The organism is Micromonospora sp. NPDC057141 (genome assembly GCF_042670805.1).
In the GTDB taxonomy this organism is placed as follows: domain Bacteria; phylum Actinomycetota; class Actinomycetes; order Mycobacteriales; family Micromonosporaceae; genus Micromonospora.
On sequence record NZ_JBHUVA010000011.1, the window covers coordinates 24526 to 51248 of the forward strand.

The 26723-nt window shown below is 72.5% G+C and carries 26 protein-coding genes and 1 tRNA gene; 17 read left to right on the plus strand and 10 right to left on the minus strand.

The features are described from left to right. Nucleotides 1-11: 11 nt before the first annotated feature. The gene (locus ACFT41_RS09600; RefSeq protein WP_377584642.1) at nucleotides 12-704 is read left to right on the plus strand and encodes a PASTA domain-containing protein; all 693 of its coding nucleotides are present in this window, start codon (nucleotides 12-14) and stop codon (nucleotides 702-704) included. A 96-nt stretch (nucleotides 705-800) separates the two neighbouring features. After that, a complete protein-coding gene (locus ACFT41_RS09605) occupies nucleotides 801-1475 on the plus strand; it encodes a PASTA domain-containing protein (protein ID WP_377584644.1) in 675 nt (224 codons plus the stop codon). Between the two features lie 38 nt (nucleotides 1476-1513). Here the strand turns inward: ACFT41_RS09605 and ACFT41_RS09610 are convergent, their stop codons facing one another. Together ACFT41_RS09610 and ACFT41_RS09615 are read right to left on the minus strand one after the other, a co-directional pair. Next, on the minus strand, nucleotides 1514-1975 hold the full coding sequence (locus ACFT41_RS09610; RefSeq protein ID WP_377584646.1) for a hypothetical protein: 462 nt from the start codon (nucleotides 1973-1975) through the stop codon (nucleotides 1514-1516). A 101-nt stretch (nucleotides 1976-2076) separates the two neighbouring features. Next, nucleotides 2077-2367 carry a hypothetical protein gene (locus ACFT41_RS09615; protein ID WP_377584648.1) on the minus strand — a complete coding sequence of 97 codons (291 nt, stop codon included), beginning with the start codon at nucleotides 2365-2367 and terminating at the stop codon, nucleotides 2077-2079. 637 nt (nucleotides 2368-3004) lie between these two features. On the opposite strand from ACFT41_RS09615, the gene ACFT41_RS09620 reads away from it, so the two are divergent. From ACFT41_RS09620 to ACFT41_RS09630, 3 genes are all read left to right on the plus strand, one after another. Further along, nucleotides 3005-3886, plus strand: a complete 882-nt coding sequence (locus ACFT41_RS09620) for a helix-turn-helix domain-containing protein (protein WP_377584650.1) — start codon at nucleotides 3005-3007, stop codon at nucleotides 3884-3886. Further along, on the plus strand, nucleotides 3856-4077 hold the full coding sequence (locus ACFT41_RS09625) for a DUF397 domain-containing protein (protein WP_377584652.1): 222 nt from the start codon (nucleotides 3856-3858) through the stop codon (nucleotides 4075-4077). Before ACFT41_RS09620 ends, ACFT41_RS09625 begins: the two co-directional genes overlap by 31 nt. 190 nt (nucleotides 4078-4267) lie before the next feature. Then, nucleotides 4268-4684 (plus strand): hypothetical protein, encoded by a 417-nt coding sequence (locus ACFT41_RS09630; protein WP_377584654.1) that lies wholly within the window; start codon nucleotides 4268-4270, stop codon nucleotides 4682-4684. Here the strand turns inward: ACFT41_RS09630 and ACFT41_RS09635 are convergent. The 4 genes from ACFT41_RS09635 to ACFT41_RS09650 form a co-directional block, all read right to left on the minus strand. Further along, nucleotides 4649-5251, minus strand: coding sequence for a hypothetical protein (locus ACFT41_RS09635; protein WP_377584656.1), 603 nt, complete (start codon nucleotides 5249-5251; stop codon nucleotides 4649-4651). The two genes, ACFT41_RS09630 and ACFT41_RS09635, sit on opposite strands and share 36 nt — an antisense overlap. 91 nt (nucleotides 5252-5342) lie before the next feature. Beyond that, entirely contained in the window at nucleotides 5343-6149 is an 807-nt protein-coding gene (locus ACFT41_RS09640) for a WecB/TagA/CpsF family glycosyltransferase (protein ID WP_377584658.1), read from the minus strand. Beyond that, nucleotides 6146-7219, minus strand: a complete 1074-nt coding sequence (locus ACFT41_RS09645) for an NAD-dependent epimerase/dehydratase family protein (RefSeq protein WP_377584660.1) — start codon at nucleotides 7217-7219, stop codon at nucleotides 6146-6148. The genes ACFT41_RS09640 and ACFT41_RS09645 overlap by 4 nt, the downstream gene beginning before the upstream one ends. A 127-nt stretch (nucleotides 7220-7346) precedes the next feature. Further along, nucleotides 7347-7432: transfer RNA gene (locus tag ACFT41_RS09650), tRNA-Leu, on the minus strand. A 207-nt stretch (nucleotides 7433-7639) separates the two neighbouring features. Between ACFT41_RS09650 and ACFT41_RS09655 the strand changes: the two genes are divergently transcribed. From ACFT41_RS09655 to pknB, 7 genes are all read left to right on the plus strand, one after another. Further along, nucleotides 7640-8440: a DUF3662 and FHA domain-containing protein gene (locus ACFT41_RS09655; RefSeq protein ID WP_043961072.1), complete on the plus strand. Its 801-nt coding sequence runs from the start codon at nucleotides 7640-7642 to the stop codon at nucleotides 8438-8440. Between the two features lie 6 nt (nucleotides 8441-8446). Beyond that, nucleotides 8447-8935 (plus strand): FHA domain-containing protein, encoded by a 489-nt coding sequence (locus tag ACFT41_RS09660; protein ID WP_007073875.1) that lies wholly within the window; start codon nucleotides 8447-8449, stop codon nucleotides 8933-8935. After that, nucleotides 8932-10353 (plus strand): PP2C family protein-serine/threonine phosphatase, encoded by a 1422-nt coding sequence (locus ACFT41_RS09665; protein WP_377584662.1) that lies wholly within the window; start codon nucleotides 8932-8934, stop codon nucleotides 10351-10353. Before ACFT41_RS09660 ends, ACFT41_RS09665 begins: the two co-directional genes overlap by 4 nt. 66 nt (nucleotides 10354-10419) lie before the next feature. Continuing rightward, nucleotides 10420-11874: an FtsW/RodA/SpoVE family cell cycle protein gene (locus ACFT41_RS09670; RefSeq protein ID WP_377584753.1), complete on the plus strand. Its 1455-nt coding sequence runs from the start codon at nucleotides 10420-10422 to the stop codon at nucleotides 11872-11874. After that, complete coding sequence (locus ACFT41_RS09675; protein WP_377584664.1) at nucleotides 11871-13376, plus strand: peptidoglycan D,D-transpeptidase FtsI family protein; 1506 nt, start codon at nucleotides 11871-11873, stop codon at nucleotides 13374-13376. Before ACFT41_RS09670 ends, ACFT41_RS09675 begins: the two co-directional genes overlap by 4 nt. A 1-nt stretch (nucleotide 13377) precedes the next feature. Beyond that, entirely contained in the window at nucleotides 13378-14874 is a 1497-nt protein-coding gene (locus tag ACFT41_RS09680; RefSeq protein ID WP_377584666.1) for a protein kinase, read from the plus strand. After that, nucleotides 14871-16688 carry a Stk1 family PASTA domain-containing Ser/Thr kinase gene (pknB, locus tag ACFT41_RS09685; protein WP_377584669.1) on the plus strand — a complete coding sequence of 606 codons (1818 nt, stop codon included), beginning with the start codon at nucleotides 14871-14873 and terminating at the stop codon, nucleotides 16686-16688. The genes ACFT41_RS09680 and pknB overlap by 4 nt, the downstream gene beginning before the upstream one ends. A gap of 44 nt (nucleotides 16689-16732) precedes the next feature. Here the strand turns inward: pknB and ACFT41_RS09690 are convergent, their stop codons facing one another. The 4 genes from ACFT41_RS09690 to ACFT41_RS09705 all read right to left on the minus strand — a co-directional run bounded on the left by ACFT41_RS09690 (nucleotide 16733) and on the right by ACFT41_RS09705 (nucleotide 20047). Next, the gene (locus tag ACFT41_RS09690; RefSeq protein WP_377584672.1) at nucleotides 16733-17383 is read right to left on the minus strand and encodes an aminodeoxychorismate/anthranilate synthase component II; all 651 of its coding nucleotides are present in this window, start codon (nucleotides 17381-17383) and stop codon (nucleotides 16733-16735) included. 2 nt (nucleotides 17384-17385) lie between these two features. Further along, nucleotides 17386-17664 (minus strand): hypothetical protein, encoded by a 279-nt coding sequence (locus tag ACFT41_RS09695; protein WP_377584674.1) that lies wholly within the window; start codon nucleotides 17662-17664, stop codon nucleotides 17386-17388. Nucleotides 17665-17666: 2 nt separating this feature from the next. Next, entirely contained in the window at nucleotides 17667-19136 is a 1470-nt protein-coding gene (locus ACFT41_RS09700) for a class E sortase (protein WP_377584755.1), read from the minus strand. Between the two features lie 104 nt (nucleotides 19137-19240). Further along, nucleotides 19241-20047, minus strand: coding sequence for a DUF881 domain-containing protein (locus tag ACFT41_RS09705; RefSeq protein WP_377584677.1), 807 nt, complete (start codon nucleotides 20045-20047; stop codon nucleotides 19241-19243). A 228-nt stretch (nucleotides 20048-20275) separates the two neighbouring features. Between ACFT41_RS09705 and ACFT41_RS09710 the strand changes: the two genes are divergently transcribed. The 5 genes from ACFT41_RS09710 to ACFT41_RS09730 all read left to right on the plus strand — a co-directional run bounded on the left by ACFT41_RS09710 (nucleotide 20276) and on the right by ACFT41_RS09730 (nucleotide 26641). Then, a complete protein-coding gene (locus ACFT41_RS09710; RefSeq protein ID WP_377584679.1) occupies nucleotides 20276-20539 on the plus strand; it encodes a cell division protein CrgA in 264 nt (87 codons plus the stop codon). A gap of 291 nt (nucleotides 20540-20830) precedes the next feature. Further along, on the plus strand, nucleotides 20831-23026 hold the full coding sequence (locus ACFT41_RS09715) for a (Fe-S)-binding protein (protein ID WP_377584682.1): 2196 nt from the start codon (nucleotides 20831-20833) through the stop codon (nucleotides 23024-23026). A gap of 104 nt (nucleotides 23027-23130) precedes the next feature. Further along, nucleotides 23131-24441, plus strand: coding sequence for a hemolysin family protein (locus ACFT41_RS09720; protein ID WP_377584758.1), 1311 nt, complete (start codon nucleotides 23131-23133; stop codon nucleotides 24439-24441). Then, entirely contained in the window at nucleotides 24434-25435 is a 1002-nt protein-coding gene (locus ACFT41_RS09725) for a hemolysin family protein (protein ID WP_377584685.1), read from the plus strand. Before ACFT41_RS09720 ends, ACFT41_RS09725 begins: the two co-directional genes overlap by 8 nt. Before the next feature lie 189 nt (nucleotides 25436-25624). Continuing rightward, nucleotides 25625-26641 carry an NlpC/P60 family protein gene (locus ACFT41_RS09730; protein WP_377584688.1) on the plus strand — a complete coding sequence of 339 codons (1017 nt, stop codon included), beginning with the start codon at nucleotides 25625-25627 and terminating at the stop codon, nucleotides 26639-26641. Nucleotides 26642-26723: the final 82 nt, after the last annotated feature.

A 26723-nucleotide genomic window follows, 5' to 3' on the forward strand; every position in this document is an offset into this window, starting at 1 on the left:
TGGTGGGCGCTATGACGGACGGGAACACCGCGCGGGAGGCGTACCCCGACGAGGCCGACGCGACCGGCTCGGGCCGGTCGGCCAAGGTGCTGGGCGGCGGCCTGGCTGTCGCGCTCCTCGCGATGGCCGGCGCGGCCGGTGGCTGGCTGCTGGCCGGGGAGGACGAACCGTCGCCCGGCCTCCCGGCCGCGCAGCCCGGCGTCCCGGCCTCGGCGGCTCCCCCCGACGTCCCGTCGTCGCCGGCCCGGACCACCGCGCCGGCGCCCCGGACCACCGCGCCCACCCGCTCCACCGGGTTGACCGTTCCGCCCGTGCTGGGCACGGACTTCGAGGACGCGCGGGACGAGCTGCGGGACCTGCGGCTGAGCTGGCGGCTGGTCTTCGGCACGGGGTCGGGGCGGGACGTGCGGCGCACCGACCCGCCCGTCGGCTCCCCCGTGTCGCGGGGCACGACCGTCGCGCTGTACGTCGCCGGGCCCGCACCCGCGATCAGTGTCCCGGACCTGGTCGACGACGACTGCGACGACGCGGCCGAGGACCTGGTCGAGGAGGGCCTCTACCCGCGCTACCCGACGGGTCGGACGGGCACCGTCACGGCTCAGTCGCCGGAGGCCGGCAGCACGGCGTACTGGAACGACGAGGTGGCCCTGACCTGCGGCGAGGAGCCGGACGAGCCGAGCGCGGAGGCCCCGACCACCCCGTGACGGCGGCTCGCCGCGCCGGTCCCGGCCGGGATGGCCCACAGCGGCTAGCGTGGATGCGAGGGCCAGCGGCCCGCCCGGTGTGGGAGAGGACGTGCCATGAGCGACGACCGCCAGGACCCGCTCCCCGACGACGCCGGTGACGAGACCCGACCGCTGCCCAAGCCTGGTGACCAGGCCCAGCCGGGGCCGGTCGGCGGGCAGGTGTGGTCCGGTCGGGCCGGGGTGCCGCCGCCCCGGCCGGCGGACTACCAGGACCCGGCGAGCGAGTGGTACGGCGATGAGCAGCCCGGCCGGCGCTGGTGGATGCCGATCCTGCTCGGTGTCGTGGCGCTGCTGCTGCTCGGCCTGCTGGGCGTCGGCTTCTGGCTGGCACTGTCGGCCGGCGATGGCACCGGCCCCGAGGAGACGCCGTCCGCGGGGCCGACCTCGGTGCCCGCGACGACCGGGGCACCGACGACCGGGGCGACGACCGGTGGGCCGTCCGCCACCCCGTCCACGACGTCGCCGTCCACCACCCCGGCCGGGGTGCCGATGCCGCCGCTGGTGGGGCTGCCCCGGGCGACGGCCGAGCGGATCCTGGACCGGATCGGTGTCGACCACCGGGTCGAGACCCGGGAGTCGGACCGGCCGGCCGGCACGGTGCTGGAGACCGACCCGGAGGCGGGCGCGCTGGTGCCGGCCGGTGCACAGGTCACCCTGGTGGTCGCGGCGGCACCGGCGCCGACGACCAGCACGGCGGTGCCGACGACCACGGCGACCGCGACGCCCTGACGGCGGTGTCGGTCACCGCATCCGGCGTCTGACGTCGGTCACCACATGCGGCGTCTGGTGCCGACCAGGCCCAGCCCGGCCAGGGAGATGGCGAGCCCGAGGAGGCCGGACCAGAACAGGGATCGGCTCGTCTCGTCCCGCTGGGAGGCGGTGGACCCTGCTGGGGCCCGCCCGGCCTCGACCACCGGGTCCGTGCCGGCGCCGGCCCCCGCGCCTGCCGGTGGGTCGGTCGGTGCGCCTGCCGGGGCCGCTTCCGCGCCGATGGGGCCCGGCACGGCCAGCGGGTCCGCAGGGGCGGCCCAGCCGGGCTCGGGCTGCTCGTCGATGACGGTGATCTCCGGCGCGGGGACCGGCGTGGCCAGCTCGGTGGCCGACAGGGCCGGGTAGCGGACCACCACCCCCAGGGTGGTGGCGGCGCCGAGGAGCGCCAGCAGCCCGAAGGCGTAGACGGTACGGGACCTGTGGTGCCGCCGCGCGGCGGGCAGTATGACCATGACCATCCCAGGTTCAGGGTCCGGGACGCGCGGGGTGGAGACGTTTGCCGGGGTGGGCGTACCGATTCTATGGCGGCGGCACGCCCACCGAGACGGGTTTCGGCTGGTCAGCCGACCCGGGCGGGCGTACGGACCACCGGGCGGCGCGGCCGGACGGGGACGGTGCGCTGCCGGGGCTGCGGGGCGGCCCAGAGCTGGCGCAGCCCGGCGGCCTGCACGTAGATCGAACGCCGGCTGACCGCGTCCCCCGCCGCGTTCAGTTCGTAGCCTTCGAGCCACATCCAACCGTCGTAGGTGGGCCAGTCGAGCACCCGGATCACGCGGAACATGATCGGTTTGAGGAACTGGACACTCGCCGCGCGCGTCACGTGCAGCACGTCACCTGAGCGGGGAAGCACAGAGGGCTCCTGTGGAGATCGGCCGGCAGACACGCCGGTAGATGGTGTTTCGGGGGGATATCTCGCGCGGCGACGGGGTTGTGCCTCGTGAACCGGCGGCGCTGGTGGTGCTGGTCGGGTCGGGCGCGTTGGTGGCGCGCCAGCGCCCGACCAGCACCCCGCCGCTCCCGGTCGTCGCGCCCGCCGCCACAGTTACACTGACGTGCGGAAACGGGGCTCTCGCCCGGAGCGGATCTTCTCGTGCGGTGCCGGGCCGACACCCCTCGACCGGACGCCCCACCCGTCGGTGGAACGTCCATCTCCGGCGGCCAACCGGAACGGTGAGTGAGTCGAGCCCTACGGACAGATTGCATGAGTGTCGTGCTTCATGCAAGTTGCATGTCGACTTTTGCCGATACGCGAGCGGCTCGCGGAAATAGACGCTTGATGCCACTGTCCCCGGGGCTGCACACTAGACGCCGGTTTCGCCCGTCGCGGCCGGTCGACGACCGGCACCATCACCCCTGCCGCGAACGCTTGCCCGCCGTTTCGACGGTCGCGCCCCCGGCTGGCGGCGACCCCGGGCGCGATCGACCGGAGGTAACCGGGTGACGGCGAGCAGCGAGCGATTCGGCCCAAGGGGCCACGGGGGGACGTCGTGAGCGATCGGCGCAGCCCGACCATCCGCCGTCGCCGGCTCGGCGCCGAACTGCGCCGGCACCGCGACGCCGCGCGCATCACCATCGAGGCGGTCGCCGAGCGACTGGAGTGCTCGGCGTCGAAGATCTCCAGGATCGAGACCGGTCACACCACCGCCACCCCGCGCGATGTCCGGGACATGCTGCTGATCTACGGCGTGTCCGGCGCGGAGAGCGACGAACTGGTGCAGATCGCCCGGGAGGCCCGGCAGAAGGGCTGGTGGCATCCGTACAGCACGGTGCTGGTCGGGGCGTACGTCGGCCTGGAGTCGGCCGCCAGCTCGATCCGGCAGTACGAGCAGCAGGTCGTCCCGGGCCTGTTGGAGACCGAGGAGTACGCCTCGGCGATGATCCGCGCCGCCCGCCCGGACTTCACCGCCGAACAGGTTCAGCAACGGGTGCGTGTCCGACTGGGCCGTCAGTCGTTGTTGACCCAGGACGATCCGGTCGACTTGTGGGTGGTGCTCGATGAGGCGGTGCTGAGCCGGCCGGTGGGCGGCGACGCGGTGATGCGTGGTCAGCTCAAGCGGCTGGTGGAGGTGGCAGAGCTGCCGAACGTGACGCTTCAGATCCTGCCGTTCTCGGTCGGGGCGCACGCCGGTATGGACGGCACCTTCACCATCCTCAGCTTCCCAGAAGCAAATGATCCGGATGTCGTGTACGCGGAGAACGCCACGGGTGGGCTCTTCCTGGAGAAGAGCGACGAGCTACAGAAGTACAGCTTCATCTTCGATCATGTTCGAGCAGCGGCCATACGCCCGGAGGAGTCCATCGCACAAATCGCAAAGATGGCAGAGGAGCCGTTGTGGAAATGGCGACCAAGGGGTTCCGTGGGGACCTGACGCGGGCGACATGGTTCAAGAGCTCGAAGAGCGGGCCGAACTGTGACAACTGCGTGGAGGTGGCGTACGTGACCGGGGCGGTCGGGGTGCGGGACTCGAAGGACAAGAGTGGTCCCAACCTGGTCTTCGCTCCGGCGGGCTGGCACGCCTTCGTCGTCGGGGCCAGGGACGGCGGGTTCCTCCGGGACTGATCGCTGACCCCTAGACACGACGGGCGTGACCCCCTCCGGCAGCGTCGCCGGGCAGGGGTCGCGCCCGTCGCGTTTCCACCGCCGTCCCGGGTCGTTGAACCCGTCGGGACGGCGCTGGTCGACGACCCGGACAAGCAACCGGATCGGCGACGGCTACCCGGATCGGCACCCGAGCGAGGCAGGCGAGACGATGACGACGATCGGTTCAGAGAACCTCACCAACGGTCCGGGCAAGCCGGAGCGGTTCGGCGGCAAATACCGCGGGGCCCGCCGGGACACCGTCCTGACGGAGGTGGTCTCCACCGACACCGAGATCGGCCCCCGGGACGACGGCTCGACCGCCCTCGACCAGGCCGGCCCGCCGCTGTCGCTGCCGTCGCTGGATCCGAACCCGCTCACCGAGCCGTCGTTCCCGCCGTCGGGTTGGCCGGTCGCCTCGGTGGCCACCGACTCCCTGGTCGATCACCCGCTGTTGCGTGGGCTGCTGCTGGAGTTGCCCCCGAAGGGCAGCGTGCCGCCGCCCGGCTGGCTGGACCGCTGGTTCGAGGCCACCCGGGCGATCCTGGAGCTGCTATACGTGCAGGGCAGCGCTGGCCGCTCGCGCTGACCCGGTGCGCTGGGGCACCGCCCGCTCGACGAGCCGGCTGTGCCGCAACCCGTGCCGTACCCCGATCGCGGTGATGCCCAGCGCGGCGACGGTGACGGCGGCACCGGTGGTGCCGGGCCCCGCGAAGAGGTCCAGGCCGCTGGCCGACAGCACGCCCGGCACCGTGGCCAGGCCGGTGACCTGGATCGGCAGGCCGACCAGCGGATGCGCGGCGGCGGCCCGCAGCCCGTGCGGGGCCGGGGTCCCCGGCGCGGCGGCGAAGGCGCCGGCACCGGCCCACAGCCGGCGGACGCGGCGGGCGGTGACGACCGCCACCAGCAGCGCGGGGGTGGCCGCCAGGGCCAGCCCGGCGGCGGCCCGGTCGACCGTCCCGGTGCCGGCGCTGGTCAGCCCGGCGGCGAGCACGGCCGCCGTCAGGCCGAGGCCGGTCAGGGTCAGGGCGAACAACCATCCGGTACGCCGCCGCAGCGCGCGGGCGCGGTGCGGCCGGGGCAGCCGGTCGGCGAGGAACCCCGCAGCCAGCCAGACGCCGGAGATCGGCAACAGCACGATGAAATGCCCGTCCATGGCCTCAGCCTTGCCCAGTTCGACGCCCGCCGAATCCGGGCCGACCCCCTGTTCGTCCCCGGGGCCTGTCCCGTAGGGGTGGTGGCGGGGCCTAGACGGCGAAGGTGGCGGGGCGCTCGGTGGCCGGGGTGGGCGGCTTGGCCTTCCACAGGCCGGTCTTCTGCGCCGCCAGCCGGGCCAGGTACGCCGGGTTGAGGATGACGTACCGCCGCCAGAGGCGTTTCGGCTCCAGGCCGAGCCGCCAGAACCACTCCAGGCCGGCGCGCTGCATCCACGGCGGCGGGTTGCGCAGCAGCCCCGCGTGGTAGTCGAAGGCCGCGCCGACGGCCATCATCGGCATGTCCAGCAGCGGGCGCATCGCGTACGTGAAGACCTCCTGGCGGGGGCAGCCGAGCCCGACCAGGACGAGCCGGGCCCCGCTGGACCTGATCCGGTCGGCGATCTCGGCGTCCTCGCCGGGCTGCACGGCGCGGAACTTCGACGGCTCCACCCCGGCGATCTTCAGCGCCGGGAACATCCGCTCCAGGGCGGGGATCAGCCGGGACAGCGTCTCCTCCGTCGAGCCGTAGAGGTAGACCGGCAGGCCCTCCTCGGCGAACCGGCGCAGCACGTGCAGGGTCAGCAGCGGGCCGTAGACCCGGTCGGCCAGGCCGGCGTGGTGCAGCAGGTTGAGCGCCCAGCGCACCGGCTGGCCGTCGGGGGTGACCACGTCGAACGAGTTGAGCCGGGCGTTGTGGGCCGGGTCGAGCACCCCGGTCATCACCCCGTGCACGGCGAGCGCGGTGAGCGCCAGCGGCCGGCGCTCGTGCGCCGCCGCCGCCACCCGCTCGGTCGCGGTGGCGTAGTCGGTGGCGTCGACGAGGACACCGAGAACGTTGCGCTTGCTGTCGTCGGTCATGCCCCGGGCACCCACTTGTCCACGTTGGCCTCGTAGATCTCGCGCATGATCATCGGCACGTCGTAGACCTGCTTCCAGCCCGGGTAGTCGGCCTGGAACGCCTCGTTCGAGCCGATCCACCACTTGTGGTCGCCGACCCGGTTCGCCTCGACGTACTCGGTGATCATCTCCTGGCCGGTGATCTGCTCGGCCAGGGCGAACGCCTCCCGGTTGGAGGTGTTGGAGTGCCGGCCGCCGCCGAGGTTGTAGACGGCCGCCAGGCGCGGGTCGCGGAAGAACGCCTCGAACGCCGACACCACGTCCGAGCTGTGGATCGCGTCCCGGACCTGCTTGCCCTGGTACCCGAAGATCTTGTACGTCCGGCGCTCCATGTTGGCGCGCATCACGTACCCGAGGAAGCCGTGCAGCTCGGTCGCGGAGTGCGCGGGGCCGGTCAGCGTGCCGCCCCGGAAGCAGGCGGTGCGCATGTCGAAGTAGCGACCGTATTCCTGCACCATCACGTCGGCGGCGACCTTCGACGCGCCGAAGACCGAGTGCAGGCAGGCGTCGATCGACATGTCCTCGCGGATGCCCTGCGCGTACGGGTGCCCCGACTCGATCTCCCAGCGGGTCTCCAGCTCGACCAGGGGCAGGCTGTTGGGGCGGTCGCCGTACACCTTGTTGGTCGAGCAGTGGATCACCGGCGCCTCGGGGCAGTGCGTGCGCACGTTCTGCAGCACGTTGAGGGTGCCGCCGGCGTTGACGTCGAAGTCGGTGAACGGGTCGCGCACCGCCCAGTCGTGCGACGGCTGCGCGGCGGTGTGGATCACCACGGCGATGTCGCGGCCGTACCGGGCGAAGAGCTTCGCCAGCGAGTCACGGTCTCGGATGTCGATGCTGTGGTGCGAGTACGCCCCGCCCAGCTCCTCGGCCAGCCGCCGGACGTTCCACGCGGTCGACGCCTCGGCGCCGAAGAACTCCTGCCGCATGTCGTTGTCGATGCCGACGACGTCGAGGCCGAGGCCGGCGAAGTGCCGGACCGCCTCGGAACCGATCAGGCCGCCCGACCCGGTCACCAACGCGACACTCACACGCCACTCCTGGTCCATCGGAGGCAGGGAAACGATCGGAGCATAGCGTGACGTCCGGCACCCACCGGACGCGCGCCGGGCCCCACGGAACGGCGAAAGGGCCCCGCGTGCTGCGGAGCCCTCGCTCTGGTGGGGAAGGGGGGAGTTGAACCCCCACGCCCTTTCGGGCACACGGACCTGAACCGTGCGCGTCTGCCATTCCGCCACTTCCCCGTGGCTTGACCCGGAACACACTAGCCTGCCCCGGATCCGCTGTCCCCAGCGGCCCGGCACATCCTACGGTGTCCCTGGCCTGCGCCGCGACCGGTTACCGTTCGTGGCGGACGAAACTGTAGCACGGGGCAAAGGGCCCGCCGGAGCGGGCCGGCGGCGGCCGGCCGAGCGGCGTGTGAGCTGCGCGCGCGCCGGCCGGATACCATCATGTCCTCGGGACCCGAGGAGGAGCCGGTGAGCGTGTTGCAACGCTTCGAGAAGCGTCTGGAAGGCCTGGTGGAGGGAGCCTTCGCCAAGGTCTTCAAAGGGGTGGTCCACCCCGTGGAGATCCTCAACGCCATGCAGCGGGAGGCCGAGGCGCACAAGGCGATCCTGGCCGGCGGGCGCACGTTGGTGCCCAACCGCTACGTGATCGATCTCTCGCCCTACGACCACAACCGCCTGGCGCCGTACGCCGCTGCGCTGGCGCAGGAGCTGGCTCAGTCGCAGGCGGAGTTCATCGGCGAGCAGGCCTGGACGGTCTACGGCGACGTGATCGTCGAGATCGAGCGCGGCGAGGGCCTCGACACCGGCATGTTCCGGGTCACCGCCGAGGTCTACACCGGCGGCGACGTGGCACCGGTCTCGGCGCCGGGCTACGACCAGGGCGGCTACGACGCCGGCCCCGCCTACCCGGCGTACGACCAGGGTGGCGGCTACGGCCCGCCGCCGGGGCACGGCGGGGGGCGCAACGTCCGGCTGGTCTCCGGGGACGGCCGCACCTACCCGCTCCAGATGGGCTCGACGGTGATCGGCCGGGGCGACCAGGCCAACCTGCGCCTGCCCGACGTCGGCATCTCCCGGCGACACGCCCGGCTGGACTTCGACGGCGGCCAGGTCGTGCTGACCGACCTCGGCTCCACCAACGGCACGATGGTCAACGGCCAGCGCGTCTCCGCCGTCGCGCTCAACCCCGGTGACATGATCCAGCTCGGCACCACCACCCTGACCTTCCGCGTGGACGGCTGATCCGCCTTGCCGGAACTCGTCATCACCGTCGCCCGGTTCGGGTTCCTGATCCTGCTGTGGATCTTCGTGTTCACGGTGGTCGGCGTCATCCGCCGGGACCTGTTCGCCGGTGCCCGGTCGGGCCGGCTGGTGGCCGCGCCCCGGGCCGTGGGTGCCTCGACCGGCCAGCCGCAGGCCAAACCGGCCAAGGTGAAGCGGGGCAGGGCCGCGCACCAGCTGGTGGTGACCGCCGGTCAGCTCGCCGGCACCCGGATCACCCTGGGCGAGGCGCAGATCACCATCGGTCGGGCCGAGGATTCGACCCTCGTCATCACCGACGACTACGCCTCGGCGCGACACGCCCGGCTCGTGCCCCGCGACGGGCAGTGGTTCGTCGAGGACCTCGGATCGACTAACGGCACCTACCTGGATCGCGCTAAGGTCACCGGACCAACCCCCGTCCCCCTCGGCGTGCCGATCCGCATCGGGCGCACCTCTCTCGAATTACGGCCATGACTCTGACCCTGCGCTATGCGGCCCACAGCGACCGCGGTCTGATCCGAGACGGTAACCAGGATTCCGTCTACGCCGGGCCGCGGCTTCTCGCCGTCGCCGACGGCATGGGCGGCATGGCCGCCGGTGACGTCGCCAGCAACATCGTCATCGGTGCCATGGCGCCGCTCGACGAGGACGTCCCCGGGGACGCGCTCGTCGACGCGCTGCGTTCGGCCGTGGGCACCGCCAACCAGCAGCTCCGCGACACCGTGGACGCCAACCCGCAGCTGGAGGGGATGGGCACCACGCTGACCGCGACCCTCTTCTCCGGCACCAAGCTCGGGATGGTCCACATCGGCGACTCGCGGGCCTATCTCCTGCGCCACGGCGAGTTCGCGCAGATCACCAAGGACGACACCTACGTCCAGATGCTCGTCGACGAGGGCCGGATCAGCGCCGAGGAGGCGAGCAGCCACCCCCAGCGCTCGCTGCTCACCCGGGCGCTCGACGGCCGCGACATCGACCCGGAATACAGCGTCCGGCAGGTGCTCCCCGGCGACCGCTACCTGATCTGCAGCGACGGCCTCTCCGGCGTGGTGAGCGCCGAGACCATCGCCGACACCATGCGCGAATACGCCGACCCGCAGCGGTGCGTCGAGCGGCTCGTCCAGCTCGCGCTGCGCGGCGGCGGCCCGGACAACATCACGGTGATCATCGCCGATGCCACCGACCAGGACATCGTCGAGGCGAGCCCGATCGTGGGCGGTGCCGCCGCCCGGGACCGGGGCATGGCCACCTCCGCCGACGTCTCCACCCCCGCCGCGCGCGCCTCCGCGCTCTCCGCCCCCCGGCCGCCAGCCCCCGAGGAGCCGGCCGACGACGGCGACGACGACCGTCCGAAGCGCCGCCCGCTGCGCACGGTGGCGATGACCCTCGCCCTGCTGGTCATCCTCGGCGGCGCGCTCCTCGGCGGCTGGACGTACACGCAGCGGCAGTACTACGTCGGTGCCACCGAGGACGGCCGGGTCGCCGTGTTCCGGGGCGTGCAGGGGCAGATCGCCGGCCTCGACCTCTCCGCCGTGCACTCCACCAGCCCCGCCCGGCTCGACGACCTCACCCTCGCCGCGCAGGAGCAGGTCAAGCAGGGCATCCCGGCCCGGGACGAGTCCGACGCCGAGCGCCGGCTGGCCGAGCTGACCAGCGACGACCCGCTGAACCCGAACCTCAAGCCGATCTGCCAGCCGACCGCGACGCCGGCGCCCGAGACGGTGACGCCGGCGCCCACGAGGTCCCCGGTCACCCCGGGCGCGACCCGCACGGCGTCCGGCAGCCCACGGCCCGTCGCCACCCCGACCCCCGTGCCCACCGAGACGCCCGACGCGCTGCCCTCCGACACGGTTCCGCCGGCCGACCCGGCCGGTTGCCGGTCGCCGGAGTGAGCGTCGGCTGAGAAACCCGAGGACACCTCCGTGACCGCAGCCGCCGCACCGGCCGCCTCGCCCGCCATGACGGGCGAGCAGCCCGGCGTACGCCTGGCCCGGTCGCGGCGCAACGCCGAGCTGTCGTTGCTGCTGCTGGCCCTGGTGATCGTCGCCGCGTACGGCGCGACGGTGGAGGCGACCGTGCTCGACACGGTCACCCCGGACTTCTGGGTCCCCACCGCCGTGCTGGCGGGCGTCTTCCTCGCCCTGCACGTCGTCATCCGGTTCCTGGCCCCCTTCGCCGACCCGGCGCTGCTGCCGGCGGTGGCCCTGCTCAACGGCATCGGGGTGGGCTTCCTGCGCCGGCTCGACCTGGCCCGGGCGGCCCCCGCCGACCGGGAGTCGCTGGCGATCTTCGCCGGCAACGGCGGCCGGCAGTTCGCCTGGACGCTGGCGTCGGTGGTCCTCGCCGCCGGCCTGCTGGCGCTGATGCGCGACCACCGGTCGATCTCCCGGTACGCGTACACCCTGGGCCTCGCCGGCATCGTGCTGGTGATGATCCCGGCGGTGCTGCCGGCGAAATACTCGGAGATCTACGGCGCGAAGCTGTGGATCCGCGTCGGTGGGTTCAGCATCCAGCCCGGTGAGTTCGCGAAGCTGGCGCTGCTGGTCTTCTTCGCCTACTACCTGGTGCGCAAGCGCGAGGTGCTGTCGCTGGCCAGCCACCGGTTCCTCGGCATCGACTTCCCGCGCGGGCGGGACCTGGGCCCGGTGCTCGCGGTCTGGGTGCTCAGCGTGCTGGTCCTCGTCTTCGAGAAGGACCTGGGCACCTCGCTGCTCTACTTCGGCATGTTCGTGGTGACGCTCTACATCGCCACCGAGCGGGTGAGCTGGCTGCTCATCGGCCTGATCCTGTTCTTCGGCGGCGCATACCTCGCGTACGTGCTGGGCGACGCCTTCGGCGGGCCGTTCGCCAACTTCCACCTGCGGGCCCAGATCTGGCTGGACCCGTTCGCCGACCCCTACCAGGACGGCTACCAGCTCGTCCAGGGCCTGCTGGCGCTGGGCAGCGGCGGCCTGTTCGGCGCGGGGCCGGGCGGCGGGGAGCCGCTGGAGATCCCCGAGGTGCAGAACGACTTCATCTTCGCCGGCATCGGCGAGGAGATCGGCCTGTTCGGCCTCTCCGCGCTGCTGGTGGTCTACCTGCTCGTCGTGGAGCGGGGGCTGCGGGCCGCGCTCGCCGTGCGGGACTCGTTCGGCAAGCTGCTCGCCGGCGGCCTCGCCTTCACCCTCGGCCTCCAGGTCTTCGTGATCGTCGGCGGGATCAGCAAGCTCATCCCGCTGACCGGCCAGACCACCCCGTTCCTCTCCGCCGGCGGCTCGTCGCTGATGGCAAACTGGCTGCTCATCGCGGTGCTGCTGCGGGTCTCCGACGCGGCCCGCCGCCCGGTGACCAGCGGCGGCGGGACGGCGGCCCGACCGGGGGGCGGCCCACCCGAGCAGTTGCACGGTGCCCCCACGGAGGTGATCCGGCCGTGAACGCACCCCTGCGCCGCGTCGGCGTCGTCGCGATGGTCCTGTTCGGTCTGCTCTTCGCGAACCTGAACTGGATCCAGGCCTACAAGGCCGACGAATACCGCAACAGCGACTACAACGGCCGGGTCCAGGTGGCCGAGTACGAGCGCAAGCGCGGCAACATCGAGGCCGGCGGCACGGCGCTCGCCACCAGCAAGGAGACCGGCGGCAAGCTGAAGTTCCTGCGCACCTACCCCGGCGGTGAGAAGTACGCGCACGTGCTCGGCTACAAGCCGGTCAATCTCGGCGACACCGGCATCGAACGGGTCGAGAACGACTTCCTCGCCGGCACCAGTGACGCGCTGATCGCCAACCGGATCAAGGACATGTTCACCGGCGACGAGACCGGCGGCGGCAACGTGCTGCTGACCCTCTCCAAGCGGGCCCAGGACGCCGCGTACAACGGGCTGTCCGACAACCAGGTCGGGGCGAAGAAGGGCGCGGCGATCGCGTTCGACCCGCGTACGGGCGCAGTGCAGGCGCTGGTCTCCATGCCCAGCTTCGACCCGAACCCGCTGGCCAGCCACGACACCGACGAGGCGACGGCGGCGTACAACAAGCTGGAGAGCGCCGAGGGCGGCCCGCTGAAGAACCGGGCGCTGTCGGAGGTGCTGCCCCCGGGCTCCACCTTCAAGATCGTGGTGGCCGCCGCCGCGCTGGAGAACGGCATCGGCAAGAACACCCAGATCCCGGCCGGCCCCAGCTACACCCCGCCGACCTCGGGCACCCCGATCCGCAACGCGGTGCCGTCGATCTGCCCCGAGTCCGAGGTCACCCTCCTCGACGCCGTCACCGAGTCCTGCAACACGGGCTTCGCCCAGCTCGGCGTGAAGCTCGGCGCGGACACGGTGAAGGAGAAGGCCCGGCAGTTCGGCTTCGAGCAGGACGACCTCACCGTCGGCCAGCTCGGCGAGGGCGGGCTGCCGGTGGCGGCCAGCCGCACCGGTGCCATGCAGGGCCCCGACGGCAGCACCGACCCGGCCGCGCTGGCCCAGTCGTCCATCGGCCAGCGGGATGTCAAGATGACCCCGTTGCAGGGTGCGCTGATCGCCGGGGCGGTGGCCAACGGCGGCAGCCAGATGCGGCCCTACCTGGTGCGGCAGCTCCTCGCACCGGACCGCACCACCAGCTACTACACGGCCAAGCCGCGTGAGCTGCGTCAGCCGGTCAGCGGGCAGGTCGCGTCGGACCTGCGCGACATGATGGTCAGCGTGGTGGAGAACGGCACCGGCGGCAACGCGAAGTTCAGCGGCTACACCGTCGGTGGCAAGACCGGCACGGCCCAGTCGGGCCCGCAGACCCCCGACCACGGCTGGTTCATCGGCTTCGCCCTGGACTCGAAGGGCACCCCGGTCTCTGCGGTCTGCGTGGTGTTGGAGGAGGCGGGCAGCGGCGGCAGCGGCGAGGCGGCCCGGATCGCCGGCAAGATCATGCAGGCGGCGGCCGCCGACTCCGGGGGGCGCTGACATGCTCAGCCCCGGCGTCCAGCTCGGCAACCGCTACCGCCTCGACGAGCGGATCGCCAGCGGCGGCATGGGCGACGTGTGGCGCGGCACCGACCAGGTGCTGGGTCGCACGGTCGCCGTGAAGAGCCTGCTCCCGGCGCTGCTGGACGACCCCGACTTCGCCGAGCGTTTCCGCGGCGAGGCCCGCACCATGGCCACCATCAACCACCCCGGCGTGGTCGACGTCTACGACTTCGGCAACGACCAGCAGATCGCCTTCCTGGTCATGGAATACGTCGAGGGCGACGCGCTCTCCTCGACGCTCGGCCGGGTCGGCCGGCTCACCCCGGCCCGCACCATGGCCCTGCTCGCCCAGGCCGCCGACGCGCTGCACGCGGCGCACTGCAAGGGCATCGTGCACCGCGACGTGAAGCCCGGCAACCTGCTGGTCCGGCCCAACGGCACCCTCGTGTTGACCGACTTCGGCATCGCCCGGTCGGAGCTGGTCGCCCAGCTCACCGCCGCCGGTTCGGTGCTCGGCACCGCCTCCTACATCTCCCCCGAGCAGGCCACCGGCGCGGTGGCCACGCCCGCCTCCGACGTCTACGCCCTCGGCGTGGTCGCCTACCAGTGCCTGGCCGGCCGGCGGCCGTTCGAGGGCGACAACCCGCTGGAGATCGCCATGAAGCACGTCCGGGACACCCCCCGGCCGCTGCCGGCGGACATCCCGCCCCCGGTCCGGGCCATCGTCGAGCGGGCCATGGCGAAGGACCCGGCCGCCCGCTGGCCCAGCGCCGCCGCCCTCGCCGGGGTGGCCCGGCAGGCGAAGCTCGCGCTCGGGCAGCAGTCCCGTGGCGGCGGCCACGTCGGGCAGGTCTCCGCCGTACCGGCGTCCCCGGCCGGCCCGCAGGCGCGCGCCCAGGTGCCGCCCGCGTCCCGGCAGCAGCCCCGGCCGCCCGCGGTGGCGCAGCGACCGGTGCCGACCTCCGCCCCGCCGCAGCAGCGCCCGGTCCCGACGTCGGCCCCGCCGCAGCCGCGTCCCCCGGTGGCCGCGCCCCGGCCCCCGGTCACCCACCAGCCCCGCCCGCCGGTGGCGCACCAGCAGCCCCACCCGCCGGCCGCCGTGCCCCGTCCGCCGATGGTGAACCCGCCGGCCTACCCGCGCGGCGCGGCGACCGTGCCGCCGCCGGCCCCGGTCCGCCAGGCCAACCCCCTCGCGTACGCCCGCCAGCCCGGCCCGCTCCCGGCCCCGCCGCAGCGGTCCAGGTCAGGGGCGATTTGGCTGTTCGTCCTGGTGGCCGCACTGGTCCTGCTCTGCTCCGGCGTGATTTCCTACAACCTGCGGAAGAACGCGGCAGCCGGTGACCCCGGCGAGTTCGGCCCCCGGGCCGTGGCGTCCGGCGCGCTGCCGGCCGGCGGGCGCGACGATCCGTCCGGGACGCCGTACCGTCGGGTGGAACGACGACTCCTGCCGGGCGGCGGCGAGACGACGACGAGCGAAGGACGACAGACGCGATGACAGCGCAGGCCCGCCTGCTCGGTGGCAGGTACCAGGTCGGCGAGCTGCTCGGCTACGGCGGCATGGCCGAGGTGCACCGCGGCCGCGACCTCCGGCTCGGTCGGGACGTCGCGATCAAGATGCTCCGGGCCGACCTGGCCCGCGACGCCACCTTCCAGATGCGGTTCCGCCGGGAGGCGCAGAACGCCGCGTCGCTCAACCACCCGGCCATCGTCGCGGTCTACGACACCGGCGAGGAGACGGGGCCGACCGGCGAGACGCTGCCGTTCATCGTGATGGAGTTCGTCAACGGGCGGACCCTCAAGGAGGTGCTCGGCGTCGAGGGGCGGCTCCAGCCGCGCCGGGCGCTGGAGATCTGCGCCGACATGTGCGCCGCGCTGGAGTTCAGCCACCGGCACGGGATCATCCACCGGGACATCAAGCCCGGCAACGTGATGCTCACCCAGACCGGCCAGGTCAAGGTGATGGACTTCGGCATCGCCCGGGCGCTGGCCTCCGGCGCCACCACGATGACCCAGACCAGCGCGGTCATCGGCACGGCGCAATACCTCTCGCCCGAGCAGGCGCGCGGCGAGGCGGTCGACGCCCGCTCCGACGTGTACGCGGGCGGCTGCGTGCTGTTCGAGCTGCTCTGCGGCCACCCGCCGTTCGTCGGGGACAGCCCGGTCAGCGTGGCGTACCAGCACGTGCGGGAGGCCCCGCCGACGCCCAGCGACATTAACCCGGACGTCAACCCCGCGGTCGACGCGATCGTGCTCAAGGCGCTGTCGAAGAACCCCCTCAACCGCTACCAGAGCGCCGGCGAGATGCGGGCCGACCTGCTCCGCGCGGCGGCCGGCCGGCCGGTGCTCGCCACCCCGGTGATGCGCGAGGCCGAGACCGCGCCGATGTCGGCCGCCGGTTCGGGCTACCCGACCCAGGTCGTCGGCGGCGCGGCCACCCGGCAGCAGATGCCGGCCCGGGTCGGCGACCCGCGCCAGCGCAGGGCGTCCTCCTGGGTGATCGCCACCTTCGCCGCGCTCGGCGTGCTCGCGATCATCGCCCTCGTCACCGCCTACGCGATGAGCCGGGGCGGTGCCGAGAAGATCGCCGTCCCCGACCTGACGGGCCAGACGCAGGCGGCGGCGGTGGCCCAGCTCGAACAGGCCGGCCTGGTCCCCGCCGTCGGCGACCCGATCGCCAACAGCACCTGCAAGAAGGACACCGTCGCAGCGCAGCAGCCGCCGCCGACCACCCAGCTGGAGAAGGGCCGGGGCGTCACCATCCAGGTCTGCTCCGGCAAGCCGGAGGTCACGATCCCCAACGGGCTGGTCAACTCCCAGTTCGACAACGTCGAGCAGCAGCTTGAGGGCCTCAAGCTTGAGGTGGTCAAGAAGGAGGTCAGCAGCTCCTCGCCGGAGGGGATCGTCACGAGCGTCAATCCGAAGTCCGGCACCAAGGTCGCCGAGGGCAGCAAGGTGACCGTGGAGGTCTCGCGGGGCAACGTCCGGCAGGTGCCGAACGTCGTCGGCTCCTCGGCCGACGACGCCAAGCGGGAGCTTCAGCAGGCCGGCTACGAGGTGCGGATCGTCGACGGCGACGAGGTGCCCGCCGACCAGGCCGGCAAGGTGTCCGGCCAGAACCCCCGGGGCGGCACCCAGCTGGAGCGGGGCAAGCAGGTCACCATCGAGGTGGACGTCCCCGAGCCGACCCCGGACCCGACCGAGCCGACGGGCAACCCGCCGATCACGCCTACGCCGACCCCGCCGATCGATGGCGGCAACGGCGGCGGGTTCCCGCTCCCGACCCCGCTGGCCCGCCTCAACCAGGACTGACGCCGGGCCCCATCAGGGCCGGCCATCCTCCCTGGGGCTGACCGTCAGGCGGCGGCGAACGCCGAGCGGCGGCGCGCGTCCACCTCGGCGGCCAGCGCCGGGGCGCGCTCCAGCGCCTCCGGGTGGCCGCAGGCGGCGAGCCAGTTCGCCAGCATCAGGTGACCGCCCTCGGTCAGCACCGACTCCGGGTGGAACTGGACGCCCTCGATCGGCAGCGTGCGGTGCCGCATCGCCATGACCACCCCGGAACCCGTCCAGCCGGTGACCTCCAGCTCCTCGGGCAGCGTCTCGGGCAGCACGGCGAGTGAGTGGTAGCGGGTGGCGGTGAACGGGTCCGGCAGGCCGGCGAGCACTCCGACGTCGCGGTGGCGTACCTCGGAGGTCTTGCCGTGCAGCAGCTCGGGGGCGCGGGTCACGGTCGCGCCGAACGCCTCACCGATGGCCTGGTGACCCAGGCAGACGCCGAAGATCGGCAGCTCGCCCGCGTACCGGCGGATGACGTCGAGGCAGACGCCGGCCCGGTCCGGGCTGCCCGGTCCCGGGGAGAGCAGGACGCCGGCCGCGCCGACCCTGCCCACCTCCTCGACGTCGATCTCGTCGTTGCGCCGGACCTCGCAGTCCACCCCGAGCTGGCCGAGGTATTGGACCAGGTTGAAGACGAACGAGTCGTAGTTGTCGATCACCAGGACGCGCATCGTCACCTGCTCGGAGAGGGGGGCGGGGTGTTGTTCTGCTCGGTGTCGTACGGCAGGTCGTGCTCGTCGCCGGCCGACGGGGCGTCACCGTCCACGCCCGAGCCGCCGCCCGGCACGCCGGAGTCCTGGGTGACCTGCACGTCGTCGAAGGGGAGCAGCGGCTCCGCCCACGGGAAGACCACGTACCAGAGCAGGGCCACCGTGGCGGTGGCGAGCAGCAGCGAGCCGAGCAGCTTGCCGGGCAGGCCCAGCGGCAGCCTGCGCCAGATCCAGGCGTACATCGTCAGCCCTCCAACTCCGCCGGCCGGCCCGCCGACTTGGGCTGGGTACGGGTCAGCTCGGCGTGCACGATCAGGCGCTGGTAGTTGTCGAACTTCGGGTTGCAGGTGGTCAGCGTGAGCACCTTCTTCGTCGGCTTCGCGCTCGGCTGCATCGGCACCGGAGCGACGACCTCGACCTGATTGGGCTTGACGATCCGTGACTTGTAGACCTGGTAGACGTACCACTCGGTCTTGCCCTCGACGACGAGCGCGTCGCCGGGGTTCAGCTCGTCCAGCCGCCAGAAGGTCGCCCGGTTGCGGTGGCCGGCGACGGAGAAGTTGCCCACCTGGCCGGGCATCGCGCTGTCCGGGTAGTGGCCCGGGGCATACCGGATGTCCTGCTGGGTGACCCCCTCGACCACGACCCAGTTCTTGTCGAGCTTCGGGATGTAGAGCCCGGCGAGGGGCTTGCCGTGCGCCGGCGGCTTCGGCTTCGCCGCCGCGCTGGCGCTGGGTGCCACGGTCGGGTCGCCGGTGGGGCCCCACGCCTGGGCGAGCTGGTTGCTGAGGTCGTTCTGGTGGGCGTCGACGATGGCCGACTTGCCCCACACCTCGTAGCCGGCGAAGAGGAGCACCACCAGGCCGAAGGTGATCAGCAGCTCGCCGGTGACCCGGACCCCGGTGCGCAGCCGGCTCCAGAACGTCGGCCGGGTCAGGTCGGAGTAGACGCTCTTGTAGCCTTCGTCGGTCTGCTCGGCCCGGAGCTGGACCACCCGCTCGCCGCGCCGCGGGCGGGGCGGTTCGGCCGGCTCCGCGTCGGTGGCGGGCTCGTCGCCGTTGTCCGGCAGACGGGGCACCGCGCCCATCAGCGCGGTCGCGTCGGGGGCCGGCGGCCGGGGCGACACCGCCGGGATGAAGGCGGTGGCCGCCGGGTCGGCGGGGTGACCCGGGCCACCGTCGGGCGGACCCGGACGCCACGCGCCGGGGGACACCGGAGCGGGCGGTACCGGGCCGGGGCGGCTCATCGCGTCGGGCGGCACCGGGCCGGGGCGGCGGTCTGCGGCGGGACGGTTGACCGCGTCGGGGGGCACCGTGCCTGGAAAGCCGGACCCGCGGGAGTGGGACGCCCGCGTACCCACCGGGGGGTGGGCCGGGGACTGCGGCCCTGGGGTCGACCGCTGCGGTACACCGGCGGGCCACTCGGGGGCGGGCCAGGGTGGGCCCGGGGAGGGCGGCTCCGGGGCGGCTCCGGGCCACGCCGGCGGCGGTCCCAGCTCTGCGGCCCGCCGAGCGTGGGCCGCCGGCCCGGCGGTGCGGGCCGCCGCCGGAGCTTCGGCGCTGGGTACGGCGGGGCGCGGCGTCAACACGGGGGTGGGCCAGGGGCCGGTCGGGCCGGGCCGCTCCGCCGACGAGTTCGGGGCCGCCGACGAGTTCGAGGCCGAGGGCGAGGCTGGAGCCGGGGGCGCGTTCGGGGCCGGGGGCGACGTCGCCAGGCCGGCGCGGTCGAGCCTGGGGAGGAAGGCGGTCTCCTCCTCGTCCCGTCCCCGCTCGTCCCGTCCCTGGTGCCGGCCGTCCCGGTTGTCGTCGGGTGCCGGGCTCACCGGGGCACCGTCGCCGAGCGCAGGGCTGTCGAGTCCTCGAACGCCGGCACCGTGACCGTCGACACGGACTCGCGGTAGCCCAGCTGGAAGTCGTCGACCGCGCCCTTGAACATCTGCACTCCCTCAGACGCGGCGAGGGCCTGCCGGAGCGCAGCGGGGTCGCCGATTGCAACGATCTTGAACGGAGGGGAGTACACCCGCCCATGGAGCAGCAGGGTGTTACCTACGCAGCGTACCGCGCTGGTGGTGAGGACGCGGACGTTCATGATTGACATCGCCTCCGCGCCGCCGGCCCAGAGCGCGTTCACGACGGCCTGTACGTCCTGCTGGTGGACGACCAGGTCGTCGTTGGTGGCGCCGTCGGGCAGCTCCTGGTCGGCCCGCCGTACGGCGTCGTTCAGCTCGACCGTGACGCCCGTTCCGGTGAGCGCGGTGAACCCGGCGTTCTGCCGGCTGGCGGCGGCGCGGTCCCGCTGCTCCCTGATCGGGCCGTCGGAATCGGCCAGGGTCGCCGTCTCGTCCTCGACCTCGGCCCGGAGTTGGGCGGCCCGGCGCTCGCTCGCGGCGACCTGCGTTCGGCGGTCCTCGATGAGCTGGGTGAGCTGGGGCCGGCGGTCCTCGCGTAGCGCGGTGCCGCCGGCGGTCGTCGCGGTGGTGGTGAACAACAGCCCGGCCGCGGCGGCGATCAGCGGTACGCCGATCGACCAGCCCGGACGCCGCTGCCGGGGACGCCGGGGCAGGAGGCCGGCGACCGCCCGGCGGAGGACCTTCTGCCAGGAGGCCGCGCCGGATGTGTACTCCACCGAGCGCTCCTTCCGCGTCGTCTCGTGTCAGCCCGCAACGACGCGGGCTGGTGCGGCGACCCGAACAGTCCCGCCTTTTTCGGTCACTCCGCGCATCGGCCTGACCCCATTCATGGCTTGAACGGGCCATCCGGACTACGCTAGCTGTCGAACATTATTGGCCATGGACCGTCGCCCCCGCGCCCGGTTGTCAGGCCGGACGAGGTCGTCACCCCTCTGGAGAGCGTCGTGCCCAAGTCTCAGGTCCGCAAGAAGAAGGTGTACACCCCGCCGACGGACGTGCGTCCGACGGCGACGGCGGCGACGCGCAAGCCTAGCCCGGTCTGGCTGCCGGTCACGGCGGTCGCGTTGATCGTCGGTGGCATCGGCTGGCTGGTGGTCTACTACCTCTCCGAGCAGGAGTACCCGGTCATGTCGTGGGGTTACTGGAACCTCGCGGTGGGCTTCGGCGCGATGGTCGCCTCCCTGGTCCTGCTCTCCCGCTGGCGTTGACCGGGCGGGCCCGACCCGCCCTCCCGGCACGATCCACGTCACCCGCCGCGCCCCTGCCCGGCGTTTCGGCGTCGGGCACCCTATGGTGTCCGCAGGGCGGCGCGGCTCAGGTGCGAGATGACTCACGTTACTGCTGGGTAACCTTCACGTAGGCTGCACTGCATGACCGAGCGGAGCGAGGTCATCGACCGGTCCGGTCGGGGTGCGACGACGGCGCAGCGCCGGTCGCGCCCCTGACCCGGTCCCGGCCGCCGAGCCGCTCGACAGGCAGCAGACCGGGAGGCCAACTCGATGGGCAGCGTCCAGATCGTCACCACGATCCTCGCGGCCGCCATCACCGCTGTGGCGGTGTGGCTTGCGGTGCGCGCGGTCATGAAGATCGTGGCAGTCATCCGGCTGGGTCAGCCCGCCCCGGAGCGGTTCGCCGACCGGGGCATCCGCACGAAGACGATGCTGGCCGAGACCGCCGGCCACACCAGGATGCTCCGCTGGAGCGTGGTCGGCGCCGCGCACTGGTTCGTCATGGTCGGCTTCATCGTGCTGTCGCTGCTGGTCCTGGAGGCATACTTCGAGGTCGTCTCCCCGACCGACGGCCTGCCGCTGATCGGCGGCCTGGCGGTCTACGGCCTGGTCACCGAGCTGATCGCGGTGCTCGGCGTGGTCGGCATTCTGGTCCTGATCGCGATCCGGGTCCGCAACCGGCCCACCCGGCCCGGTGGGCGTTCCCGGTTCACCGGCTCGACCATGTGGCAGGGCTACTTCGTCGAGGCCGTGGTCCTCGCCGTGCTGATCATGGGCTTCGTGATCCGGGGATTCAAGGTCGCGACGGACCACTTCGAGTACCCGCTGTGGGCCACCCCGGTCAGCCACGCCGTCGGCGCGCTGCTGCCCGACTGGTCGGCCGGCGTCAGCATCGCCGCCCTTATCAAGATCGCCATCTCGATGACCTGGCTGATCGTCATCGCGCTCAACGTGACCATGGGCGTCGCCTGGCACCGGTTCCTCGCCTTCTTCAACATCTTCTTCAAGCGCGACCCGGGGCGGGCCGGCTCCGGCCTCGGCGCGCTGCGGCCGATGATGAGCCAGGGCAAGCCGCTCGACTTCGAGGAGGCCGACCCGGAGAAAGACCAGTTCGGCGTCGCCCAGGTCGAGCAGTTCACCTGGAAGGGCCTGCTCGACTTCAGCACCTGCACCGAGTGCGGGCGGTGCCAGTCGCAGTGCCCGGCCTGGAACACCGGCAAGCCGCTGTCGCCGAAGCTGCTCGTGCTCAGCCTGCGCGACCACGCGTACGCCAAGGCGCCTTACCTGCTGGCCGGCGGCGGCAAGGACCTGACCGGCGAGGAGAAGGCGACCGCCGCCCAGCTCGCCCACGTGGACGTGCTGGCGCTCGCCGAGGCCGAGAAGCCGCTGATCGGCGGCGCCGAGGACGGCGGCGTCATCGACCCGGACGTGCTCTGGTCCTGCACCACCTGCGGTGCCTGCGTCGAGCAGTGCCCCGTCGACATCGAGCACATCGACCACATCGTCGACATGCGCCGCTACCAGGTGCTGATCGAGTCGAGCTTCCCGTCCGAGGCCGGCGTCATGCTGCGCAACCTGGAGAACAAGGGAAACCCCTGGGGCGCCCCGCAGAACACCCGCGAGGACTGGACCAAGGGGCTCGGCTTCGAGGTGCCGCGCGTCGGCGAGGTCGAGGACTTCGAATACCTGTTCTGGGTCGGCTGCGCCGGCGCGTTCGAGGACCGGGCCAAGAAGACCACCCGGGCGGTCGCCACGCTGCTCAACGAGGCCGGCGTGAAGTTCGCCATCCTCGGCGAGGGCGAAACCTGCACCGGTGACCCGGCCCGCCGGATCGGCAACGAGTTCGTCTTCCAGATGCTCGCCCAGCAGAACGTGGAGACCCTGAACGAGGCGTTCGAGGGTCGGGAGAAGAGCACCCGAAAGATCGTCGCCACCTGCCCGCACTGCTTCAACACCCTCGGCAACGAGTACGGGCAGCTCGGCGGCGAGTTCGAGGTGGTGCACCACACCCAGCTCCTGGCCCACCTGGTCAGCACCGGCAAGCTCACCCCGGTGCAGCCGGTCGACGGCGGCGTCACCTACCACGACCCCTGCTACCTGGGCCGGCACAACCGGGTCTTCGCCGCCCCGCGCGAGGTGCTCGGCGATTCCATCAAGGGCGAGATCGTCGAGATGCCGCGCAACAGCGAGCGCTCCTTCTGCTGCGGTGCCGGCGGTGCCCGGATGTGGATGGAGGAGAAGATCGGCAAGCGGATCAACGTGGACCGGGTCGAGGAGGCCATGTCCACCGGGGCGAGGACCATCGCGGTCGGCTGCCCGTTCTGCTCGACGATGCTCAACGACGGGGTCAACGGCAAGGGCGCCGGCGAGCAGGTCGAGGTGGTCGACGTCGCCAGCGTACTGCTGCGCTCCGTCAAGCCGGCCGACGCCGCCGGCGAGAAGGAGACCGCCGCCGCCGGCAGCTGACCCGACGGAGCCGGTGCCGCGCGTAGTGATGTGCGGCCCGGCCCGTCGTGGAACAATCCTGCCGAGGTGAACCGATCATCGACAGTCTTCTGGTTGCCACGGTGTTGCCACTGGTCGGCTTCGTGCTGCTGACCGCAGGCAACGCGTTCTTCGTGGCGGCCGAGTTCGCCCTGGTCACGGTGGACCGGCCGGAGATCGACCGACGCGCCGCCGCCGGTGACGGCGCGGCCCGAACGGTCCGCCGCGCCCTGCACGAGCTGTCCTTCCAGCTCTCCGGTGCCCAGCTCGGCATCACCATCACCGCCCTGCTCACCGGCTATCTGGCCGAGCCGGCGCTGGCCCGCCTGTTCGCCCCGGCCCTGCACCCGCTGGGGCCGGCGGCCGACCGGTTCACCCCGTTCCTCGCCTTGGCCCTGGCGACCCTGCTGTCGATGCTCTTCGGCGAGCTGGTGCCGAAGAACCTGGCGCTGGCCCGGCCGATGCCCACCGCGCTGGCCACCGCCCGGGGCATGCGCGGCTTCTCCCGGGCGTTCGGGTGGCTGATCCGGGGGCTGAACAACTCGGCGAACACGCTGGTCCGCCGGCTCGGGGTGGAGCCGCAGGAGGAACTGGCCAGCGCCCGTTCCCCCGAGGAACTGGGGCTGCTGGCCGCGATCTCGGCCCGGGCCGGGGCGCTCCCGCCGGAAACCGCGATGCTGCTGCGGCGCACCATCCGCTTCGGCGACAAGCGGGCGGCCGAGGCGATGACCCCCCGGGTGGACGTGATCGCGCTGCGTGCCACGGCCAGCGTCGCGGAGCTGTTGACCCTCGCCCAGCACACCGGCCGGACCCGGTTCCCGGTCTACGAGGAGACCCTCGACCTGGTCACCGGCGTCGCGGCGGTGCCGGACGCGCTGGGCGTGCCGCTGGCGAACCGGGCCAGGACCACCGTCGCGTCGGTCGCCCGGGAACCCGTGTACGTGCCGGAGAGCCTGGACCTCGACGGCGTCCTGGCCGCGCTCAAGGCGGCCGGCGCGGATCTGGCCATCGTGGTCGACGAGTACGGCGGCACCGACGGCGTGGTGACCGTTGAGGACCTGGTGGAGGAGCTGGTCGGGGAGATCGCCGACGAGTTCGACCCGGACGCGGTCGACGACGGCGGCCCGGTCGAGCTGACCGTGCCGGGCGGCGAGCGGACCGTCCTGGTCGACGGGGTGCTCCGCGAGGACGAGCTGATCGAGCAGACCGGCTTCCGGCTGCCAGAGGGCCCGTACGAGACGCTCGGCGGCTTCCTGATGGCCCGGCTCGGGCACATCCCGGTGGCCGGCGAGACGGTCGAGGAAGGCGGGTACGAGTTCACCGTGGTCGAGGTGGAGCGGCACCGGATCGAGCAGGTGCGGGTGCTGCGCCCGGAGGAGCCCGGGGACGATGCCTGAACTCCTGGTCACCGTGCTGCTGCTGCTCGGCAACGCGTTCTTCGTCGGCAGCGAGTTCGCGCTGATCGCCTCCCGGCACACGGTGATGGAGCCGCTGGCGGCCGGCTCGAAGCGGGCCCGCTGGGCGCTGTCGGCGATGAACCAGATCCCGCTGATGATCGCCGGGGCGCAGCTCGGCATCACCGTCTGCTCGCTGGGCCTCGGCGCGATCGCCGAACCGGCGCTGGCCCACCTGATGGAGCCGCCGTTCCACGCGCTGGGCCTGCCCGACGGTGCCGTGCACCCGGTGGCGTTCCTGATCGCCCTCGGCGTGGTGGTCTTCCTGCACACCGTGGTCGGCGAGATGGTGCCGAAGAACATCACCCTCGCCGGTCCGGAGCCGTCGGCGCTCTGGCTGGGGCCGGCGATGCTGGCGTTCTGCACGGCGACCAAGCCGCTGCTGCTGGCCATGAAATGGGCGTCGCGGCAGGTGCTGCGGATCTGGCGGGTCGAGGCGACGGACGCGGTCAAGACGGTGTTCACCGCCGAGGAACTGGCCGGTCTGGTGTCGCAGGCCCGCACGGAGGGGCTGCTCGACGCCGAGGAGCACGCCCGGATCACCGGGGCGCTCGCGCTGCACACCCGCACGGCGGCGGACGCCCTGCAACCGTGGTCGACGGTGACCACGGTGGCCGAGGACGTCTCGCCGGCCTCGCTGGAGGTGCTGGCGACCCGCACCGGCCGGTCCCGCTTCCCGGTGGTGCAGCGCGCCACCCGCCGGGTGCTGGGCTTCGTGCACGTCAAGGACGTCCTCGGGTACGCGGGGGCGGAGCGCCGCGCCCCGGTGCCGGCCGGGGTCTACCACCCGCTGGCCGTGGTGCCGCCGGACCGTACGCTGGCCGACCTGCTGTTGTCGATGCGCCGCGAGCGGCGGCACATGGTGCTGGTGAGCGACGGCCGCCGCCCGCTCGGGGTGGTGACCCTCGACGACGTGTTGACGGCCATCGTCGGCTGACCGCCCGCCACCACACCCTCAGGTGGCGCACACCCGTTGTGTGTGAACGGTTTGCGGGGCGTCACGGTGTGCCGACCCGCCTTGATTCCTCGCGCGGGACTCCCCTAATGTGAGGCGCTGACCGCTGTGGGTCGTCTGCCTCGATCTTCCCTCTCGCGAGGCGCCCGGCGGTCGGTTGCGAAGGAGTCGGTGCCGGTGGCAACCATGCCCCCCCATCGTCGTGCCCCGGGACGATCGCCCGCTCGCCCGGGTGGTGTCCGCCGGTTCGCACATCGCCTGCTCACCCTGGTCGCGGCGGTCGCCGTCGGCGCCGGGACACTGACCGCGCCCGCGTACGCCGAGCCCTCGGTCGACGAGATCGAGGCGCAGATCGACAAGCAGTGGGAGCAGCTCGAACCCACCATCGAGCAGTACAACAAGGTGTCTGTGCAGCTGAAGGCGAACCGGGAGAAGGCGAAGGCGCTGGAGAAGAAGATCCAGCCGCTGGCGCTCGAAACCGAGCTGGCCATGAACCGCGTCGGCGATCTCGCCTCCCGCTACTACATCTCCGGCCCGTCGCAGGACATCGGCGCGCTGCTGGTCAGCACCAAGCCGGGCACCCTCGCCGAGCAGCTGACCATCCTGGACCGGCTGGCCGCGCAGGAGCGCAAGCAGGTCGAGGGCGTGCTCGCCATCCGGGCGAAGTACGACACCGAGAAGCAGAAGCTCGACACGCTCATCGCCACCCAGGAGAAGCAGACCAAGGAGCTGGCGGAGAAGAAGAAGCAGATCAACGCCGAGATCAAGCGGCTCCAGGCGTCGATGCCGAAGACGGTGGTGTCCGTCCAGGGGTGCCCGACCATCACCGGCGTGATCAATTCGGATGCCCGCACCGCCATCAAGACCGCCTGTGCGCAGGTCGGCGACCCGTACGTCTTCAACACCGCAGGGCCGGACACGTTCGACTGCTCCGGCCTGACCCAGTACGCCTACAAGGCGGCTGGAATCTACCTGGCCCACTTCACCGGCGACCAGTGGAAGAAGGGCACTCTGGTGTCGCGTTCCGAGGCTCGCCCCGGTGACCTGGTGTTCTTCTTCGCGGACGTGCATCACGTCGGCCTCTACCTCGGCAACGGCATGATGGTGCACGCGCCCCGCGCCGGCAAGCCGGTCAACGTGAGCAGCATCAACACCATGCCGATCGCCGGCTTCCGCCGAATCACCTGATCGCCCGGCGCGGCCCCCGCGAAGGCCGCGCCCGCAGCACCACCCGAGAGCCCTCGGTCCTCCGACCGGGGGCTCTCGGCGT